This window comes from Agrobacterium larrymoorei (assembly GCF_037722385.1).
Taxonomy (GTDB): Bacteria; Pseudomonadota; Alphaproteobacteria; order Rhizobiales; family Rhizobiaceae; genus Agrobacterium; species Agrobacterium larrymoorei_C.
Map to the genome: position 1 here is coordinate 62,112 of NZ_JBBKAQ010000004.1, position 18,107 is coordinate 80,218.

Consider the following 18,107-nt stretch of genomic DNA (forward strand, 5'->3'; position numbering starts at 1 on the left):
GGCCGGAAAGTCGAGAGCGTTCTGGCACAAATCCGCCAAAACCGGACGCTGCATTTTCACCCGAAGCGAATGGCCTGAAAACGCGTCAGTCAGGCTATTTTGCGGGCAGAAACGCGGCCCATCGGATGCAGAGAATGAACCCGGAAGGGTGCGCCCGGCTCCTCCTCAACGAAAAGTGCCAGATTGGCAAACTCCAGCGGACGCTCCAGCAGAGCATCGAAAACACTGCGTAGCGCCCGCTCCACACGCGCGCAATCGGCTGGCACAATGGCGCCGGTCAGCGTCATCTGAAAACGAAACTCATCCATGACGTAAGGATGTCCCCAGCGGTGAAGATTGGTCAGTTGCGCAGCTGACAGCCGATGCGGATCGGCGCGCTCGATATCGGCCTCGGAAAGTGCTGCGCGGTAGCGGTCGAAATCCTGCACCACGCTGGCCGCGAGAAAATTCAGCGTCTCAGACGGCCAGGATGGGACGAGCCCATAACTGTTGCCGAGCTTGGCAATTTCAAGCGGTGGCAGCGTGAAAGGCTGGTGCGTGCCGGCAAATCGCATCAGGTCGCGAAGCAGAGCGCCCTCGGTCATGCCTTCGGCCAAGTGGAATGGCGCCTTGATCGCACCATGGAAACCATAGCGGCGCGGAAGTGCTGTAAAGTAGGAGAGTTCCTGCATCCCGAGACCAGCTTGTGCCGGCGGCTCGATGCTGTGGCCGGAGTAAACGTCGCGACCGAGCCAGGAGGCTGCAGCAAAGGTCATCGGGTCGTTCGGGGAAGGCGTGTAATGAATGGCGTACCGCATGCGTCGTCACCTCGCCCCGCTCTTTTGGGATTTATGTCTGTCTATGCATGGCGACAGCAGATAGGTGATTTGCGTGACAGATTGACGACGTGGACCGAGAGCGGATCACAGATTTGCGTGAACAAGCGCAAGATGCGCGTCGGTCCGGAAGCTGGAAGGCACGTCGATATCCTCGCCCTGAACGGCGCAAAGCGCCGCATCCGCAAGACGATGCGCAAGACCGAAGCTCACCTTGAAGCCGCCGGTGAGCGCCACGATCTCAGGTCGTTTGGCAAGCGCGCCCACCATTGGATCTCGACCAATGGCTTTTGGACGAAGACCGGCCCAGCGCTCGATCACCTGAGCTTTTGAGAGCTCCGGCACGATCCCTTTTGCCGCCTCAATCAAGCCATCCAGTTTCTCATCGGTGCTGAAGGGATCGGCAAAGTCTTCCTCGCTGGTGCTACCGATCGCAACCGTCCCGTCCTCATGCGGCACGATGTAAAGCCCGTTGAGAAAGACCACCGGCATGGCCGGGTCGATCGTCGCCTTCAGCAAAGCCGCCTGACCTTTGACGGCCTGCCCAAGCGCGGGATCGGCGGAAAGGCTGAATGCTTGTGTCAATAGCGGGAAGGAACTGTAGCCCGCAGAGATGATGGCATGATCGAAAGCTAATCTCGCCCCGTTCGCGAAATGCGCGACACGCTTTGGGTCAAGCGAGACGACCTCGCAGCCTTCCACCACACGCACATGCGGCGCCGCCTTCAGCCGCGCAACGAGCGTGGCAACCAGCGCCCTAGGCGATACCTTGGCTGCAAAAGTATCATGCACAAAGCCCGCCTCCCCGGCAGAGGCAATGACCCATTGCTCCACCGGCGACGCATCCAGCACATGCCAATGGAGGCGTTGGCCCTGCTGGTCCCAATTGGTTGCAGCCTCCAGACTATGGCGTTCGGCAATGGTACGCAGATGCGGTTTCGGCAGTGGGATGATGCGACCACAGCGCCGATAACCGGCGGACATGCCGGTCTCGGCTTCGAGCCGTGCAATCTCATCTTCCAGCGTCAGAAGTGCATCGAACTGGAACTGCTTCTTGTCATTCCAACGATCCGGCATGTGCGGCATTAACGCGCCAAGCAGCCCTCCGCTCGCCCCGCCTCCCAGGCGACCGGCATCGACCAGCACCGCATCGATGCCCAGGCGATCGGCTTTCAGCGCCGCCCATAGCCCCATGATGCCGCCGCCGATAATCAGCAGCGAGGTACTGGACGGCAAAGGTGATTGACCTAGGTGATCGGGAAGACTATCGGCTTGGACCATGACACATCCCGAAGACGTAAAACCGGACGGCACCGGCGATAACATGCTGGACTGGCGAGAGGGCGATATGCCCTATTCGCTGGCCTTTGGCGATCATTTTTATTGCCAGACCGATGGCCGACTGGAATGCGGCCACGTCTTCTTGAACGGCAACGGCCTGCCGGATCGCTGGAACGACCATCCCGAAGACACCTTCGTCGTTGGCGAACTCGGCTTCGGTACAGCCCTCAATCTTACTGAGACATGGCGCCAGTGGAAGCTCGTTCGCCACCCCGGCAAGACATTGCACTTCGTCTCCTTCGAACTCTACCCCATGCGGGCGCAAGAGATCGACCGGGCCCTGTCGCGCTGGCCGGAAGTCAACGCGGAACGTCAGGCTCTCGTCGCGCTGTGGCCGCAAGAGCCGCAAGGCATCATTGCGCTGCAACTGGATGATCAGACGAAGCTCACCGTCGTCTGCGGCGAGGCACTCCAAGGCATCAAGACGAGTGCGCTCACCTTTGAAGCCTGGTTCCTGGATGGCTTCGCGCCATCGCGCAATCCGGACATGTGGTCGGTAGAAATCATGAGCGCGATCTACGAGAAGACGCGTCAAAGTGGAACCTTTGCGACCTATGCCGCCGCAGGCTTCGTGCGCCGCAACCTGCAGGCCGTGGGTTTCACGGTGGAGCGCCGCAAGGGCTTTGCGGGCAAGCGGGAAATGCTGTGCGGCACCAAGCATGCCGATACGAACTCGCCTCCCTAAGTAAAAAACACACTCAAAACAAAAACGCCCGGATCATTGTCCGGGCGCTTGTGGATTCATATGGCCATGTCAGCCGCGCTTGCGACCGCGACCGGCATTGCCGGCAGGACGACCCTGACCGGCAGCGGCAAAAGAGCCGGACTTGCGGGCCGGACGGCCCTGCCCACCGCGATGCTTGCGCGGACCGGCAGACTTGGCGCCTTCACCACCGTCAACCTTCGTGCGCTTGAAGTCAGACGTGACTTCCAGGTCGTTATCGCGCTCGACAGGAGCGAACTCGCCGGCACGCTGACCGCGGAAATCGCCATTGCGGCGTCCGCCCTCACGATGACCACCTTCGCGGTGACCGCCTTCACGATGACCACGAGCCGGACGATCGCCGTGCGAACGTTCGCCGCGCTCGCCACCCTGACGACGTCCACCGTTACCGGCGCCGTTTCCACGGCCGCCACGGTTGCCGCTCCCACGGGTCCGGCTGGCAAGACCTTCGGGACGCTCGCCGGAGAGGACCGGAATTTCGATCTTCATCAGCTTTTCGATGTCGTGCAGCAGGCGGGTTTCGTCCGGTGCGCAGAACGCGATCGCAATGCCATCACGACCCGCGCGGGCCGTACGACCGATGCGGTGGACATAGGCATCTGCCACTTCCGGCAGGTCGTAGTTGAAGACGTGCGTCACGGCGGGAATGTCGATGCCGCGTGCAGCAACGTCGGTCGCCACCAGCACCTTGACGTCGCCATCCTTGAAGCCCTTCAACGCGCGCTCGCGCTGGCCCTGGCTCTTGTTGCCATGGATCGAAGCAACCTTGTAACCGACATGCTCGAGATGCTTGTAAAGCTTCTCGGCGCCATGTTTGGTGCGAAGGAAGACGATGGCGCGACCATCGGGGTTTTCGGCAAGCGACTTCTTCAGAAGATCAGTCTTGTCGTTCTTGCCGGCAACGAAGTGAACATACTGCTCAACCTTGTCGGCAGCCTTGCCCGGAGGGGTGACTTCTACCTTGACCGGATCGGTCAGGTAGCTACCGGCAAGATCGGCAATCGCCTTCGGCATGGTGGCCGAAAAGAGAAGCGTCTGGCGCTTTGCCGGCACCATCTTGGAAATCTTGCGCAGGTCGTGAATGAAGCCCAGATCGAGCATCTGGTCGGCCTCGTCGAGCACGAGATGCGTGACCTTGGAGAGCGAAATTGCGTTACGGGCGATCAGGTCGAGCAGGCGGCCCGGCGTCGCAACCAGGATGTCGGTGCCCTTTTCCAGCTGCAGCTGCTGCTTGTTGATCGACGCGCCGCCAACAACCTGGTTGATGCGAAGCGGCGTCTTCTTGACGAAAGAGCGCAGGTTCTCGCCGATCTGGTTGACCAGTTCGCGCGTCGGCGCAAGGATTAGGGAGCGGGTGGTGCGGTTGGCTGGACGTTCTGCATGCTTCATCAGCATTTCGATCATCGGCAGGCCGAAAGCAGCGGTCTTGCCCGTGCCGGTCTGTGCAAGACCGATAACATCGCGGCCTTCCATCAGAAGTGGAATGGCTTTCGCCTGAATAGGTGTTGGTGTCGTATAACCGAGTGCGGTGACAGCGGCCACGATCTTTTCGGATAGGCCGAGTTCGTTAAAACTGGTCAATAGAATACCTTTCGGGGCGCCAAAACGCTTCAGCCGGTTCAGCCCATGCTGTCCGGTTGTCTTGGCGTCAAGAACCCCGCGTGAATTGGGAACTTGGTGGGTTGAAATAACTCTCTGCGCTCAGCACTGGCGAATGATCGCCGTATTCTGCATCAAATGCGCTTTTCCTTCATGCGTGCGTATGATTTTGAAAGGACGCTACAGCTCACGCGGCTGTGGAAGGTGAAAGCTTGGGACGGCATGTGGTCGTTTTACCGAAAAAAGTCAAGCAATTCTTTCGCCAGCGCTGCCACACCGACTTGATGCTTATGGTTAAAAAAGCGTGAAAAGCCTTGGTCGCCCATGGTTTTTCACGCTCACCTCTCCTAGCGTGCCGATAGATTAAAGATATTTTGATTCCATTGATGGTCTGGAGCATGGCTTGAATATCGAAGGCAGCTTGTTGGAAAAGGCCTGCCAGGGCGTGTCATCCCTGCACCTGCCAGCTTGCGTCAAGGATAGCGAGTTACGCTATATCTGCGTCAACGCTGCCTATGCCCGTTTTGCCGGCAAGAGCGCGCAGGACTTCCCCGGCCAATCAAGCCGCATCATGTTCGGCACGGCCGATGATGTGGAGCGGGAAGACAAGGAACGCCGCTGTCTTGTCTTCGCCACCGACGAGATTGCCACCTGCCGAGGCATCCTGGCGGACGCGCAGACCCTGCGCTGCGAACGCTTCATCGACGAAACGGGCCGGATTTTTCTCTACGAAGTTTTCGAAAACATGCCCGATTTCCAAGGCGTGTCGCAGCCTGATCGTATGGGAGCGAAAGCACCTGGACCAGAAGATGTAGAAGAAGACGGTCGGCATCACAACGCAGCTACCGAGGCGCTTCTTCAGGCCAAGACACCTCTCGGCCGCATCCTCGACATGGCAAAAGCACTTGCCCGAACCAACCTCGACGTCCGGCAAAAGGCCTATGCGGCTACGATCGTCCATTCCGGCAACGCTTTGCTGCGGAGCTTGGACGCCGTGCTGAGCGCCTCCGGCGCTGACGCCTCGGCAGTGTTGCAGACGAGCCATTTTGACCCCACCGATCTGGTGGAAGAGATCGCGTCGCTGCTCTCCTTTTATGCTGAAGAAAAGGGGCTGACACTCTTCACCGACATCGACGCGTCGGCAAAGATGACGATCGACGCGGACGAGGCGCGCTTTCGCCAGATCGTCACCCACCTCGTCAGCAACGCCATCCGCTTCACCCATTCCGGCCATGTCATCATCAGGCTGATCGCCAAGAGCATTGCATCCGGTGCGACGATTTCCCTCAAACTGACTGTGGAAGACACCGGCGTCGGCATGTCTCGGGACCAACTCGGCTCGATCTTGGATCAAAGCGGTCGTTCAACGCTCGACCAGACTGGGCTCGCGCAAATCAGCAGGGTCGTATCCCTGCTCGACGGAGAGATCGCAGCAGAGAGCGATGTGAAAAAGGGCTCGGTCTTCAGCGTCACTCTGCCAGTTCCGGTCGTATCGCGACCCGCCGCACCGGCTTGGCCTGTCGACGCGAGTATCCTGATAATCGACGGGAATGCGATCAGTCGCGATATCCTGACAAGGCGCCTGCGCGACTGGGGGCTCGACGCCTACGCCATTGAGGACGGCACCACCGGGCTTGCCATCCTCGAAGAAGCGGTCACCCTGGGTCTCAGCCCCGCGGCTGTCCTTCTGGATGAAGACTTGCCCAACATGGGGGCCGACGAGGTGTTCCGCCGTTTGCGCCGCCACCCCCTGATGCGAGGCACTCCCGTCATCCTGCTGACATCGCTTCGCGAAGCAAAGACCTGCGGCACCGCGCAAGCCTATATCGCCAAGCCGGTCCGCACACAAAAGCTACGTGAGGCTCTTGAAGCGCTACTTCCTCTCTCTGCGGTGGAAGACGTCTCCTCACATTCGGTCACCGAGACCGGGGCGCTTGATGCTCCGATCCACTCCTACCTGCCGCAGGCCAATCGCAGGGTGGGGTCCAGCATCGATGTGCTGGTGGCGGAAGACGATGACGTGAACCAGATCGTCTTCAGCCAGATTCTCCAACAGGCAGGGCTGGATTTCCGCATTGTCGGCAACGGCAAGCAGGCGGTCGAAGCCTGGCACAACGAGAACCCGTCGCTGATCTTGATGGACGTATCGATGCCGGTCATGAGCGGCTACCAGGCCGCCCAGTCAATTCGCCAGATGGAAGACGACGAAGACGGTCGCCTGGGTCGTGTGTCGATCATCGGCGTCACAGAACATGCGCTGGATCTGGACAGTGAATTGTGCCTGGCGTCCGGCATGGACGACTACATATCCAAACCCATCAGCCCCGAAGTGCTGCGCGCCAAGATCAGCCAGTGGCTGTCGAAGCGCGCGCTGGAAGCGCTTTAAACGAGAAAATTTAGAACTCGAAGATGAGGACGCGGAGACCTGAAGCGCCCTCGATAGGGGCCGCTTAAAAATCCCGAGACCCAACGCCGTCATCAAATCCGTTGATGACGGCGAAGAAGGTCGTCTTAACGCTTGTCGACTGCAAACGCACCCGGACCCGCGGTCACGAGGAACAGGAAAATGAAGCAGAAGAGGATCGCCGCGTCACCCCCATTGATGGCGGGGAAGACGCTCTTTGGCGCGTGTGCCATGAAATAGGCGAACGCCATCTGGCCGGAGAGAATGAAAGCAACCGGGCGGGTGAAGAGGCCGATCAGAATGAGGATGCCGCCGACGAGTTCGAGCAATGCAGCCGCAAGAAGAAGCGGCGGAAGCGAACCTTCCATCTGCGATGGAGGAAAGCCGAACAGCTTCTGCGTGCCGTGTTCGATAAAAAGAAGCGCGGCGATGATGCGCAGGGCTGCAAGGGCGTAAGGCTGATAGCGGGAAAGTTTTTCAAATACGGACATTCAAGCGTTCCTGATTGGCGCATTTCCAGCGGCGGTGCTTAAGCTACGTGTCTAGAAATGCTTCAAAACAATGAGTTGGAGCTCGTGCGATGGAAATACGGTGATCGCATCTGCTCTCGGTGCGCTTCGTCGATAGGCTCGAAATCGAGCGCTCGATAATCACGTTTACGCTATCACAAAAAGCGCAAGCCTGAACCCGCTAGCGCAACTCTCCGTTGAGTTGAAAAACCGACCCAATTCCTTTCTCGTCCCACAGGATTCAACCGCCAGCATTTATCGCCGACAGAAATTCGTCCACATATTTTAGGGCCATGATGAGTGCCTTGACCGCTCTCACGCAGTCATCAAAACGGCATCCCGATAATATGGCGTGAAGGGTTTGAACTCGATCTTGCCCTTGACGACGGTCGCCACCGTATTGGCAGGGATAATTTCCCACATTTCGCCACCCGTGCCGAACGGTTCGGACGCAATAGCGATGCCTTCTCCCATGTTGCGCCAATAAAGCGTCGGCGGACGGGCGTCGCTCGACCAGCGGAAGGCGTGCAGCGTATCGCCATCGGCGTGGATGGCGCTGAAGCGGATGGGCTGATCGACGCCTGCATCCAGCACCACATCCATGCAGATTTCGATGGTGCGCGCCAAAGCATCGACCGGGTCCTTGTCGAGACCGAGGCCGGCGGCAATCAGGAATATCGCCTCGCTGTCGCCATTACCGGCGCGCGAGCAATAGACATCGTCGGAAATATGGGCCTCGATGGCGCGCTTCACCTTTTCATAGCCACCGATCTGGCCGTTATGCATGAAAAGATGCCGGCCAAAGCCGAAAGGATGGCAGTTCGCCATGGAAACGCCGCCGGTGGTGGCGGAACGCACATGTGCCAGAAACATGCCGGCGCGGATCTGATGACAAAGCGAGGTCAGGTTCTTGTCCGACCATGCAGGCAGAATGCCGCGATAAATGCCGGGCTCCGGTCTCTCGCCGTACCAGCCAATGCCGCACCCGTCGCCATTCACCACCGTCTTTGCTTCCCGTGCGGCAAGCGACTGGCTGATGAGTGAACTTTCCGGCTCGATCAGAAGCGTGTCGAGCCAGACAGGTGAACCGGAATAGGCCAGAAAACGGCACATGCGAATACCTTCGTACCAGGTTCGGGGCGCCCCCACCGATAACATCATCGGGGACGCCTTCTTTGTTGAACGAAGCCGCTCTAGCGCCCGATCAGGGCGTTAATGAGATGCTTCAGTCCTGAATCACAACCACGCGGGCACCGACCGGAACGCGCTCATAGAGGTCGATGATATCGTGGTTGAGCATGCGGATGCAGCCGCTCGACATGGCGTGGCCGATAGACTGAGGCTGGTTGGTGCCGTGCAGACGGAACATCGTGTCATTGCCGTTACGATAAAGATACAGCGCGCGCGCACCCAGCGGGTTGTTGAGGCCGCCTGGCATGCCACCGGCATATTTCAGGTTCCGCTCCGGCTCGCGACGGATCATGTTCGGGGTCGGCGTCCAGCTCGGCCACTCGGCCTTGCGTCCCACATAGGCATTGCCCTTCAGCGACAGACCCTGGCGACCGACGCCAACGCCGTAACGTACCGCGCGACCACCGCCGAGCACAAAGTAGAGGCGGCGCGCTGGTGTGTCGACAACGACGGTACCGGCGGGATAGGTGGTCTCGTAGGCTACTTCCTGACGACGCAGTTCCGGCTTGATCTTCTCAAGCGGCATGGCCGCCATGGGGAACTGCTCATCCGGCAACGCCGCATAGTTCTGCCGCTGGCCTGCGGGATTGATACTTGCACAGCCTGCCAGGAAAAGCGGCAACCCGAACAGGACACCACGACGCGAAATCGACATATTACCCCCTGCCTTCACGAATCTTTCGATTTAACCAGAGGTATATTTTTATGGTTAACAAACATCTAATATCGGCGGCCAAAGGTTAAGGCCACGCGGTCAGGCCACGGCCGGATCGAGGCCTTTACGAAGGAGCGCAGCCAACGCCGCAGCTTCACCTGCGCCACCAACTTTTAAGGGAAGCGTTGGTAATAAAAACGCGCTCAATTTATAGGCAGTGAGCTTGCGTACGAAGCGCAAAAAATATCCGCAATTCCACCAAAGTCCCATGAACTTTCCATGCTCTGCCGCATTTTGATGCTGGGACGGAAAGATTGCTTTATTTTCAGTCGCTTTGCGGGATCGCCACCAGCCTAAAAATCTGGATCGCCGACTGCTCATCCGGCTTGCATTGCTTCCAGCCTTGTATTCAAATGTACAAAAAGGGGACCTGAAAGTTGGCATTTGATGAAATGATAAATGCGGACTCCACGCCGCGAAGCCCATACGCAAACTACAACGACTGGTATAGCCGACAGGACAGGTCGCACCTGATCCAGAAATCCAAGGACGCGGAAAACATCTTCCGCAGAACCGGCATCACCTTTGCCGTTTACGGTCACGCCGACAGCGCTGAAAAACTCATCCCCTTCGACATCATTCCGCGCATCATTTCCGGCAAGGAGTGGCGCAAGCTTGCTCAAGGCATTGAACAGCGCGTCGTTGCGCTGAACGCCTTTCTGGATGACATCTATCACAAGCAGGAAATCATCAAGGCCGGTCGCATTCCCCGCGAGCTGATCGAGAAGAACGAAGCCTTCCTGCCGCAGATGATCGGCTTCCGCCCGCCGGGCGGCGTCTATACCCACATTGTCGGCACCGATATCGTGCGCACCGGCGAAGACCAGTTCTACGTGCTCGAAGACAACGCCAGAACGCCGTCCGGTGTCAGCTACATGCTGGAAAATCGCGAAACCATGATGCAGATGTTCCCCGAACTCTTCCATGAGAACCGGGTCCAGCGCGTCGAAGATTATCCCTATCTGCTGCGCCAGTCGCTGGCGTCGCTGGCGCCCCCCGGCTGCAAGGGCAAGCCGCGTGTGGCGGTGTTGACGCCGGGCATCTACAACTCGGCCTATTACGAGCATTCCTTCCTGGCCGATATGATGGGCGTGGAACTGGTGGAAGGCTCCGACCTGCGCGTCATGGACGGCAAGGTGAAGATGCGCACGACGCAGGGTTACGAGGCCATCGACGTGCTCTATCGCCGCGTCGATGACGACTTCCTCGACCCCCTCACCTTCCGGCCGGATTCGGCGCTTGGCATTCCCGGCATCATGGATGTCTACCGCGCCGGCAATATCACCATCGCCAATGCGCCCGGCACCGGCATTTCCGACGACAAGGCGATCTACTCCTACATGCCGGAAATCGTCGAGTTTTATACCGGCCGCAAGCCGCTTCTGGAAAACGTGCCGACATGGCGCTGTTCGGAGCCGGACAGCCTGAAATACGTCCTCGACAATCTCGCCGATCTCGTCGTCAAGGAAGTACACGGCTCCGGCGGTTACGGCATGTTGGTTGGCCCGACGGCCAGCAAGAAGGAGCGCGCTCTGTTTGCCGATAAGCTGCGCGCACGACCGAACAACTACATCGCCCAGCCGACGCTTTCTCTCTCCACCGTCCCGATCATGGTGAAGAACGGCATCGCACCGCGCCATGTCGATCTTCGTCCCTATGTGCTTGTGTCCGACAAGGTCAAAATCATTCCAGGCGGTTTGACCCGCGTGGCCCTCAAGCAGGGTTCGCTCGTCGTCAATTCCAGCCAAGGTGGCGGCACCAAAGACACCTGGGTACTGGAGGACTGAGCCATGTTGGGAAGAACTGCAAACGGGCTCTACTGGATGTTCCGCTATATCGAGCGCGCCGAAAACATCGCGCGCCTCGTCGATGCGGGTCTGCGTGTCTCGCTGACGCGAAGCGGCAGTGCGGATGAAGATTGGGACGGCGTGCTGCAAAGTGCAGGCGTTCGCGAAGCCTTTCTCGAAAGCAACGAGAAGGTGACCTCTGCCGATGCGATCGACTACCTCCTGCGCGACAAGTCCAACCCGTCAAGCGTGATGTCCTGCATCGATGCGGGCCGTAACAACGCCCGCATGGTGCGCACGGCGCTGACCCGCGAAACCTGGGAAGCGACCAACGAATTCTGGATCGAGTTGAAGAGCTTGCTCGCACGCCGCCTGAAACCTGCGGAGATGCCGCATGTCATCGACGTCATTAAGCATCGGGCAGGTCTGGTGCGCGGCGCTTTCCACGGCTCGATGCTGCGTAACGATCTCTACAACTTCTCGCGCATCGGCACCTTCATCGAACGGGCGGATAACACTGCGCGCATCCTCGATGTCAAATATTACGTGCTTCTGCCGGCGGCAGCACAGGTCGGCTCGTCGCTCGACAACGCCCAATGGGAATCGATCCTTCGCTCGGTCTCTGCCCACCGCTCCTATGGCTGGGTTTACGATGCGGAATATAAGCCCGCCAACATTGCCGACTTCCTCATTCTCAACGCACGCATGCCGCGTTCGCTTGCCTATTGCTATGAGAAGATCGTCAGCAACCTCGGCTATCTCGCCAAGGATTACGGCGAGCGGCACAAGGCGCACGAAACCTCGGACGCCATTTTGTCGACATTGAAGGAAACCACGATAGACCGCGTGATGGATCGGGGCCTGCATGAATTCCTGGAAGCCTTCATCAACAGGAACGGCCAGCTGGGGCAGGAAATCACGCAAGGCTACCGCTTCTATCAGTAAGCGGAACAAGACGGGGATACGGGGCGAATGCGTCTGAAGATCAACCACACGACCGAATATCTTTACGAAGAGCCGGTGCCATATTCGCTTCAGCGCCTGCGCCTGACGCCAGTCAGCGGGCCGATGCAGACCGTGCTGAATTGGAATGTCGCGGTCGAGGGCGCCACCGTCGAGGTCCGCTACGACGACCACTTCGGCAACCGGGTCGAGCTGGTAGAAACCGAAGGCCCGCGCCACGCCGTCAAGGTCGTGGCAAGCGGTGAAGTGGAAACGAAGGACAAGGCCGGCGTCTTTGGCACCCATATCGGTAACGCGCCGCTCTGGCTTTTCACCCGCGACACGCCGCTGACGAAGCCCGGCAAGTTGGTGCGCGAGATCGCGCGTCAAAGCTCGGGCAGCACCGAATTGGAACGTCTTCACGAACTGATGGCCTTGATCCATTTGGAGGTCGAGTATCAGACCGGCAGCACCGGCACTGAGACCACGGCCGAACAGGCACTGGAAGCCGGCAAAGGCGTCTGCCAGGACCACGCGCACATCTTCATCGCCGCCGCACGCGTCCTCGGCCACCCTGCCCGCTACGTTTCCGGCTATCTGATGATGGAAGGTGTCGAGGAACAGGCGGCAACCCACGCCTGGGGTGAAGCCCATCTCCCCGGCCTTGGCTGGGTCGGTTTCGATGCGGCAAACAAGATATGCCCGGATGAGCGCTATGTGCGCATCGCCACCGGCCTTTGCTATCGCGATTGCGCCCCGGTCTCCGGTATGCGCGTTGGTGTTTCCGGCGAAAGCTTGAGCGTCTCGGTCACGGTGCACCAATCACAAAGCCAGAGCCAGTCGCAGAGCTGACGCTGTAAATTGGCTCGCAGATCGACCGTGACGCGAGCCATGATCGTCATGGATTACGCTGGGCTTCCTTGCGCGAAGCCACCACTGGACGATTTAGAAGCCCGCCGCGTCGCGACCGCAGCTCCGAGATTGGAGCGATGGCAGCGCCTGTAGAATTCTTGCGCGTCTGAAGACATTCTCACCGGAAGATCGACGAAGTCTTCGAGCCTCATTCCCTCCCGCTTATGCAGATCGTCGTTCGCCAGGGCATCAGCAGGGAGTAGACCCACGGCTCTTTGAATGTCTTCGAAATAGGCGATGTTCCGGTCCAGGATGATCGGATCGTTCGTCTGGCCATGCGCGAGAACAAGATGTTTCGGCTTGAGGCTGCGAATGGTCTTCAGCGAGGAGCAAAGGTTGCACAGGTCGTCGGGCGAACTACTCCAGACTTCAGGAATGGGATGCTCGACAGCATCTACAGCCAGGCATGTCTCAAGCTCCGGTATCCAGACGGCAAGATGGTCTGGCGTGTGTCCCGGCGTGTGCAAAAGTTGCAGAGTGAGATCACCGCCATAAAGCGTCATGCTGCTGCCGCTAAAGGTCAATGTGGGAGAAACAAGCTCGACCTCGTTGAACCGAACCTCGGTTTTTCTTTTCTCCTCCAGCGTTTGAAGAGCCGAGGGATCGCGCAAGCGCTCGATTACGCACTCGTGGGCGATGATCGGCGCGCCACTTATGGCACTATTGCCCCAGAAATGATCCCAATCCATGTGCGAGTTCACCACGATGAGAGGGCGATCTTGCATGCGATCGGCAAGCAGCTCTAGCGCACGCCGGCAGAGGCTCGGCGTCCCCAGCGTATCGACCAGCACGTTGAAGCGCTCGGTACGCACAAACACGGCGTCCACCTCATCGCCTGCCCGAATGACCGTGATGCGATCATCAAGTCCAAGGTAAGACGTCAGCGTCACATCGATCGTCATCATCCCAGCCTTATGTACGAAACGGAATATCGCTCTTCAACTTCGTCCAATGATGGTTGGAACGAGCTGATCACGTCAAGCACCGAGCAGCTCTTGGCTCGGCGAAAGACATACCCGCTCAAGCGACGCCACGCTGTCCACTTTGATGACGGACTTGGAGACTCCCGACCAGAGATGCTAAACAGCATCCATTTTGATGACGTGCCACTGGGAAGAGAACATCCATGACTGCCCGCGATGACGATACGATCGATTTTTATGCCCGAGAAGTTGCTGCCTATACGACGCGAGGCGAAGAAGCCTCCCCTCGCCTGAAGGCCTTTCTGGCCGCCCTTCCAAAAAGTGGCCGGGTTCTGGAACTCGGCTGCGGCGCAGGCCAGGACAGCGAAGCTATGCTTGCGCTCGGTTTTGATGTCCATCCGACCGATGGAACGCCCGAGATGGCGCGCGCTGCCGCTGAACGTCTCGGCGTTGCAACCAGCACGCTGCTCTTTGAAGACATTAGTGAGCAAAACGCCTATGACGGCATCTGGGCAAATGCCTGCCTGCTGCATGTGCCCCGCGCCACTTTGCCCTCCATCATCGCCCGCATCCATGCCGCATTGAAGGACAAGGGTGTTTTCTACGCCAGCTACAAGGCTGGCGCCGCCGAAGGTCGCGACGAACTTGACCGCTTCTATAATTACCCATCTGCCCAATGGCTTTTGGAACTCTACCAGCAACTCCCGTGGACCTCCGTCACCATCGATGAAGCCAAGGGCAGCGGCTACGACAACAAGCCAACCGACTGGCTGCATGTAACAGCCGCGAAACCATAACTGTCTCATTATTGGGCGCGCGGCTGTTTTTCGTGATGAACACCGCACATCCACGGAACCGAATCCCCCAAGAACTGTTCTCCGGGTGGGGAATAACAGGGACAGTTTCGTGACAGGACAAGAATACCGCCTGGCTAGGTTTTTGGGCCACGACGCCATAAAGCAAGCATCACGCGCTGCATCGAGAACGTCGGTGCAGACAGACGAACTCTTTTCGCATTTGCTGCAGCAATTGGACGAGGTCGAAACGTCGAACGACTGTTCGTCCGAAGATGAGACCCGTGAAAGCGGTTGGGTTTCAAAGGCCCGAAATTAAGCAAGGCGCTGAGCGACAAGTTGCTTGCGGATTCACACGATGAGGCCGCCACAACGCTGCGATTTACGTCATTGTGCGATCTCCGCGATCGACGCTCAGGCCCTCGCTTACTATCTTTGCCATTGATTACGTCAGGTCGTGGAGATCCTTTGTAGTCGCCGGACCAATCTTGAACTCCGAAAAATGAACTGTCAGCCCGCTACGCTCCGGCGTACAAGCCGTCGGCCCAACCTGATAGGTTCGCGCGACAGGAAAAGGCGCCAGGCGGAGAAGCGGCCAGAACCTGCCGTCACGCGACGCCTGAATGCGCATTGCTCCCTTCGACAGCGTGACGCGCATATAGAAATCCTCAAGCGCCTTGAACGGCTGTGAGACCGACCAGTCGGATCGTCCGTCCGTCACGACCGTGCTGAGAAACGCCTCTCCATCGGTAAATTCCACGCCCGTCTTCACCCAACGACTCTCATCGATGCGCACCATCAGCCCCGCCTGATCGTAGAGCGTGCGAAACTCACCCTGAATGCGGATCTCAGCCGTGAATCCGTCGGGCGCCGGTACGCCGAGAAAATGGCCGGTATCGCGCGTGAACCCATAATGAGTCTCGCGCCAGAAATCCGTCTTCCCATCCGTCGTCATCGTCAGGCGGTGTTCAAAGACCTGCGCGCTCACCGGCTTATTCAACCATCGTCCGGCTCGAAAATCGACGTTCACCATGGATCTCCATTCATCTCATCGCAACGCTGCTAGATCATGCGTAATAGCGCGTGACACTCCTCTGTCAAATCGACGGATTTCGACACGTGGGTCAAGAAGGACACAATGCCAAGCAGGACGAGATCCACCGGCAGCGCCAGCGGATCTCGTCTTTCGTCAAAGCGTACTGAACGACAACCAGTAATCATGCAACGCCGTTACATCCCCGCTGGTCATGAGCGGCATCGCTGAACCCAAGCGATCTTCCGCCCAGTTCCACCACCGCATTTCCAGCAGCAGTGCTATATCGCTGTCATCGAAGCGCTTGCGGATCGGCTTTGCCGGATTGCCCGCGACAATGCAGTAAGGCTCTACATCGCGGGTGACGATAGCGCGCGTGCCGATCACCGCTCCATCGCCAATCGTGACGCCCGGCATAATGATCGCTTCGGACCCGATCCAGACATCGTTGCCGATCACGGTGTCCCCGGAGGGAAGGTAGCCATTCAGCGCCCCGCTAAAGGCATCAACGTCCGGCATCCAGTAGAACGGAAACGTGCTGATCCAGTCGTGTCGATGACCTTGGTTGCCGGCCATCATGAAAGCAGCACCCGAACCGATCGAGCAGAAACTACCGATGATCAGCCGGTCGGCCCCTTTATCCCGGGAGAGGTATCGGGCGCAGTCATCGAAGCTGTGGCCGTGGTAGTAGCCCGAATAGTAGCTGTAGCGGCCAACCGAGATGTTGGGGTTCGTGACCTGCTTGTCGAGCGTGATGCCCCTGAACGGGCTCTCAAAATAATTGTCCATGGATTTCTCCTGCATCGTCAACACTTGCTCGCACCGCGAGCGAAATGGACGCCGGAAGCGATCAGCTTCTGGCGTTTGACGCTCCTCGCATCAGCGCGGGAGCAACATGCAGGGGGTACATGGCGCGGACTTCATGCAGTGATGCTAAACGAAGAACGGATCACTGCCAAGAGAAACGGCCGAGACGTCAAATCTCGCTCAGCGACGCAAGACTGGTCGATGCCGTGAAGACGACGCCCGTCTCGTGATAGTCGATCGAGGCTTTGCCGTTCAGGCCGAGACCAAGCATTCGGATCAGACGCGTGCCAAAGCCTGATTTCTTCGGCGCGACCACAGGCGGCCCGCCACTCTCAGCCCAACTGAAGTGGAAGTCATCGCCCTCGATCCGCCACTCGACGCGAACCTCTCCGCCACTCGCCGATAGCGCACCATATTTGGCAGCGTTGGTTGCGAGTTCGTGCACCGAAAGGGCTAACGTGTTGCTGCCCTGATGGGACAGAAGGAAGTCGGGACCGGAGATGACAAAACGCTCGCCCGCATCGAAAGGCTCGATGGCACGTTCGACAACGGCTCTGATATTGGCCGACAGAAAATCCCGGCCGCGCAGCACATCGTGAGAGCGCCCCAGCGCATCCAGGCGGCTGGTGATGTTGTTGCGCATCGTCGCCACGTCATGATCGCCGCGCATCGACTGGTTCACGATCGACTGGACGGTCGCCATCATATTCTTGATCCGGTGTCCCATCTCCTGGGCAATGACGGCTTTCTCCGTCTCGATCGCCTTGCGCGCGGTGATATCCATGGAGATACCATTCATCAAAACCGGCTGTCCGTCGGCACCGAACTTGGTTTCGGCGCGAACCTCGACCCAGCTTAAAGTCCCGTCCGGCCTGTTGATGCGATACTCGACCTGAAGATTGCCGTCAGTCGAGAGCGCAGACATGACCGCATCCTGCCAACGGTCGAAATCTCCCGGATGAATGGAAGACTTCAGCTCCTGGTAATCGAACTTGTCGGTGGGGGAGCGGCCGAAATTCTCCTTGCATAGAGCTGAGCAGGACAGCTTCTGCGCAGGCACGTCGAGCGTCCACGTGCCGAGCCCTCCAGCTTTCAGCGTGAAGTTCAAACGCTCTTCGCTCGCAATCAGATCGGCAATCCGGCGCTCCAGCTCGAACTGATAATCCTCCTGATCCTCGATCGCTTTGATCGCACGCTCGCGCGTGACATCATGTTGTGAGGCGAAGAAATACATCAGCTCTTCGCCGTCGAAGACCGGCGAGACGAGCAGCCTGTTCCAGAAGATCGAGCCATCCCGCTTGTAGTTCAGCAAATCCACTTCGATGGAGCTACGATCGGCAATCGCCTGCTTCAGACGGCGGACATCGTCGGCATTCGTGCCCGGCCCTTGAAGAAAGCGGCAGTTCTTGCCAAGCGTCTCATCGCGGCTATAGCCCGTCAGCCTGGCAAACGCATCATTGACGAAGATGATGGGATTGTCGGCTTGCCGTGGATCGGTAATCACCATGGGCATCCGCGTCGCCCGCATCGCAGCAGCAAAAGGGCCGGCACCTGATACCAACTCACTGATCTCATACTCGATGCGCAGGTGCTCAGGACTGTTCATGAGCT

17 protein-coding genes are annotated in these 18,107 nt (G+C 58.6%); 6 read left to right on the forward strand and 11 right to left on the reverse strand.

The window, feature by feature from the left end:
* Positions 1-89 precede the first annotated feature (89 nt).
* Entirely contained in the window at positions 90-797 is a 708-nt protein-coding gene (locus WKI41_RS08390) for a DUF1045 domain-containing protein (protein ID WP_340193046.1), read from the reverse strand.
* A 105-nt stretch (positions 798-902) separates the two neighbouring features.
* Complete coding sequence (locus tag WKI41_RS08395) at positions 903-2,096, reverse strand: NAD(P)/FAD-dependent oxidoreductase (protein ID WP_340193047.1); 1,194 nt, start codon at positions 2,094-2,096, stop codon at positions 903-905.
* On the opposite strand from WKI41_RS08395, the gene mnmD reads away from it, so the two are divergent.
* Positions 2,095-2,841: a tRNA (5-methylaminomethyl-2-thiouridine)(34)-methyltransferase MnmD gene (gene mnmD / locus WKI41_RS08400; protein ID WP_340193048.1), complete on the forward strand. Its 747-nt coding sequence runs from the start codon at positions 2,095-2,097 to the stop codon at positions 2,839-2,841. The two genes, WKI41_RS08395 and mnmD, sit on opposite strands and share 2 nt — an antisense overlap.
* Before the next feature lie 69 nt (positions 2,842-2,910).
* Here the strand turns inward: mnmD and WKI41_RS08405 are convergent, their stop codons facing one another.
* Positions 2,911-4,461: a DEAD/DEAH box helicase gene (locus WKI41_RS08405; protein WP_340193049.1), complete on the reverse strand. Its 1,551-nt coding sequence runs from the start codon at positions 4,459-4,461 to the stop codon at positions 2,911-2,913.
* A 421-nt stretch (positions 4,462-4,882) separates the two neighbouring features.
* Between WKI41_RS08405 and WKI41_RS08410 the strand changes: the two genes are divergently transcribed.
* Positions 4,883-6,865, forward strand: coding sequence for a response regulator (locus WKI41_RS08410; protein WP_340193050.1), 1,983 nt, complete (start codon positions 4,883-4,885; stop codon positions 6,863-6,865).
* 125 nt (positions 6,866-6,990) lie between these two features.
* On the opposite strand, the gene WKI41_RS08415 is transcribed toward WKI41_RS08410, so the two are convergent.
* The 4 genes from WKI41_RS08415 to WKI41_RS08430 form a co-directional block, all read right to left on the reverse strand.
* Positions 6,991-7,374, reverse strand: a complete 384-nt coding sequence (locus WKI41_RS08415) for a DoxX family protein (protein ID WP_340193051.1) — start codon at positions 7,372-7,374, stop codon at positions 6,991-6,993.
* A gap of 333 nt (positions 7,375-7,707) precedes the next feature.
* Complete coding sequence (locus WKI41_RS08420; protein WP_340193052.1) at positions 7,708-8,505, reverse strand: class II glutamine amidotransferase; 798 nt, start codon at positions 8,503-8,505, stop codon at positions 7,708-7,710.
* A gap of 112 nt (positions 8,506-8,617) precedes the next feature.
* Positions 8,618-9,238 (reverse strand): L,D-transpeptidase, encoded by a 621-nt coding sequence (locus WKI41_RS08425; protein WP_340193053.1) that lies wholly within the window; start codon positions 9,236-9,238, stop codon positions 8,618-8,620.
* Between the two features lie 99 nt (positions 9,239-9,337).
* The gene (locus WKI41_RS08430) at positions 9,338-9,619 is read right to left on the reverse strand and encodes a hypothetical protein (protein WP_340193054.1); all 282 of its coding nucleotides are present in this window, start codon (positions 9,617-9,619) and stop codon (positions 9,338-9,340) included.
* Between the two features lie 56 nt (positions 9,620-9,675).
* Here WKI41_RS08430 and WKI41_RS08435 point away from each other — a divergent pair, with 56 nt between their 5' ends.
* Genes WKI41_RS08435 through WKI41_RS08445 form a run of 3 tightly spaced genes read left to right on the forward strand, consistent with a single transcriptional unit; the run spans position 9,676 to position 12,879 of the window.
* A complete protein-coding gene (locus tag WKI41_RS08435) occupies positions 9,676-11,085 on the forward strand; it encodes a circularly permuted type 2 ATP-grasp protein (protein ID WP_340193055.1) in 1,410 nt (469 codons plus the stop codon).
* A gap of 3 nt (positions 11,086-11,088) precedes the next feature.
* Positions 11,089-12,030: an alpha-E domain-containing protein gene (locus WKI41_RS08440; RefSeq protein ID WP_340193056.1), complete on the forward strand. Its 942-nt coding sequence runs from the start codon at positions 11,089-11,091 to the stop codon at positions 12,028-12,030.
* Positions 12,031-12,057: 27 nt separating this feature from the next.
* Positions 12,058-12,879, forward strand: coding sequence for a transglutaminase family protein (locus tag WKI41_RS08445; protein ID WP_340193057.1), 822 nt, complete (start codon positions 12,058-12,060; stop codon positions 12,877-12,879).
* Positions 12,880-12,932: 53 nt separating this feature from the next.
* Here the strand turns inward: WKI41_RS08445 and WKI41_RS08450 are convergent, their stop codons facing one another.
* Entirely contained in the window at positions 12,933-13,841 is a 909-nt protein-coding gene (locus WKI41_RS08450; protein WP_340193260.1) for an MBL fold metallo-hydrolase, read from the reverse strand.
* A 224-nt stretch (positions 13,842-14,065) separates the two neighbouring features.
* Here WKI41_RS08450 and WKI41_RS08455 point away from each other — a divergent pair, with 224 nt between their 5' ends.
* Positions 14,066-14,659, forward strand: coding sequence for a class I SAM-dependent methyltransferase (locus WKI41_RS08455; protein ID WP_340193058.1), 594 nt, complete (start codon positions 14,066-14,068; stop codon positions 14,657-14,659).
* A 442-nt stretch (positions 14,660-15,101) separates the two neighbouring features.
* Here WKI41_RS08455 and WKI41_RS08460 read toward each other — a convergent pair whose 3' ends face one another.
* From WKI41_RS08460 to WKI41_RS08470, 3 genes are all read right to left on the reverse strand, one after another.
* Positions 15,102-15,686: a DUF1349 domain-containing protein gene (locus WKI41_RS08460; RefSeq protein ID WP_340193059.1), complete on the reverse strand. Its 585-nt coding sequence runs from the start codon at positions 15,684-15,686 to the stop codon at positions 15,102-15,104.
* Between the two features lie 159 nt (positions 15,687-15,845).
* A complete protein-coding gene (gene catB, locus WKI41_RS08465; protein WP_340193060.1) occupies positions 15,846-16,478 on the reverse strand; it encodes a type B chloramphenicol O-acetyltransferase in 633 nt (210 codons plus the stop codon).
* Between the two features lie 187 nt (positions 16,479-16,665).
* A complete protein-coding gene (locus tag WKI41_RS08470; protein ID WP_340193061.1) occupies positions 16,666-18,102 on the reverse strand; it encodes a PAS domain-containing protein in 1,437 nt (478 codons plus the stop codon).
* Positions 18,103-18,107: the final 5 nt, after the last annotated feature.

Bases quoted from the DNA above. Each gene is read 5' to 3' on its own strand.
- WKI41_RS08440 (WP_340193056.1), top strand. From the start codon at position 11,089: ATGTTGGGAAGAACTGCAAACGGGCTCTACTGGATGTTCCGCTATATC.
- WKI41_RS08395 (WP_340193047.1), bottom strand. From the start codon at position 2,096: ATGGTCCAAGCCGATAGTCTTCCCGATCACCTAGGTCAATCACCTTTG.
- WKI41_RS08425 (WP_340193053.1), bottom strand. From the start codon at position 9,238: ATGTCGATTTCGCGTCGTGGTGTCCTGTTCGGGTTGCCGCTTTTCCTG.
- WKI41_RS08420 (WP_340193052.1), bottom strand. From the start codon at position 8,505: ATGTGCCGTTTTCTGGCCTATTCCGGTTCACCTGTCTGGCTCGACACG.
- catB (WP_340193060.1), bottom strand. From the start codon at position 16,478: ATGGACAATTATTTTGAGAGCCCGTTCAGGGGCATCACGCTCGACAAG.
- WKI41_RS08450 (WP_340193260.1), bottom strand. From the start codon at position 13,841: ATGACGATCGATGTGACGCTGACGTCTTACCTTGGACTTGATGATCGC.
- WKI41_RS08455 (WP_340193058.1), top strand. From the start codon at position 14,066: ATGACTGCCCGCGATGACGATACGATCGATTTTTATGCCCGAGAAGTT.
- WKI41_RS08415 (WP_340193051.1), bottom strand. From the start codon at position 7,374: ATGTCCGTATTTGAAAAACTTTCCCGCTATCAGCCTTACGCCCTTGCA.
- mnmD (WP_340193048.1), top strand. From the start codon at position 2,095: ATGACACATCCCGAAGACGTAAAACCGGACGGCACCGGCGATAACATG.
- WKI41_RS08470 (WP_340193061.1), bottom strand. From the start codon at position 18,102: ATGAACAGTCCTGAGCACCTGCGCATCGAGTATGAGATCAGTGAGTTG.
- WKI41_RS08430 (WP_340193054.1), bottom strand. From the start codon at position 9,619: ATGAGCAGTCGGCGATCCAGATTTTTAGGCTGGTGGCGATCCCGCAAA.
- WKI41_RS08390 (WP_340193046.1), bottom strand. From the start codon at position 797: ATGCGGTACGCCATTCATTACACGCCTTCCCCGAACGACCCGATGACC.
- WKI41_RS08445 (WP_340193057.1), top strand. From the start codon at position 12,058: ATGCGTCTGAAGATCAACCACACGACCGAATATCTTTACGAAGAGCCG.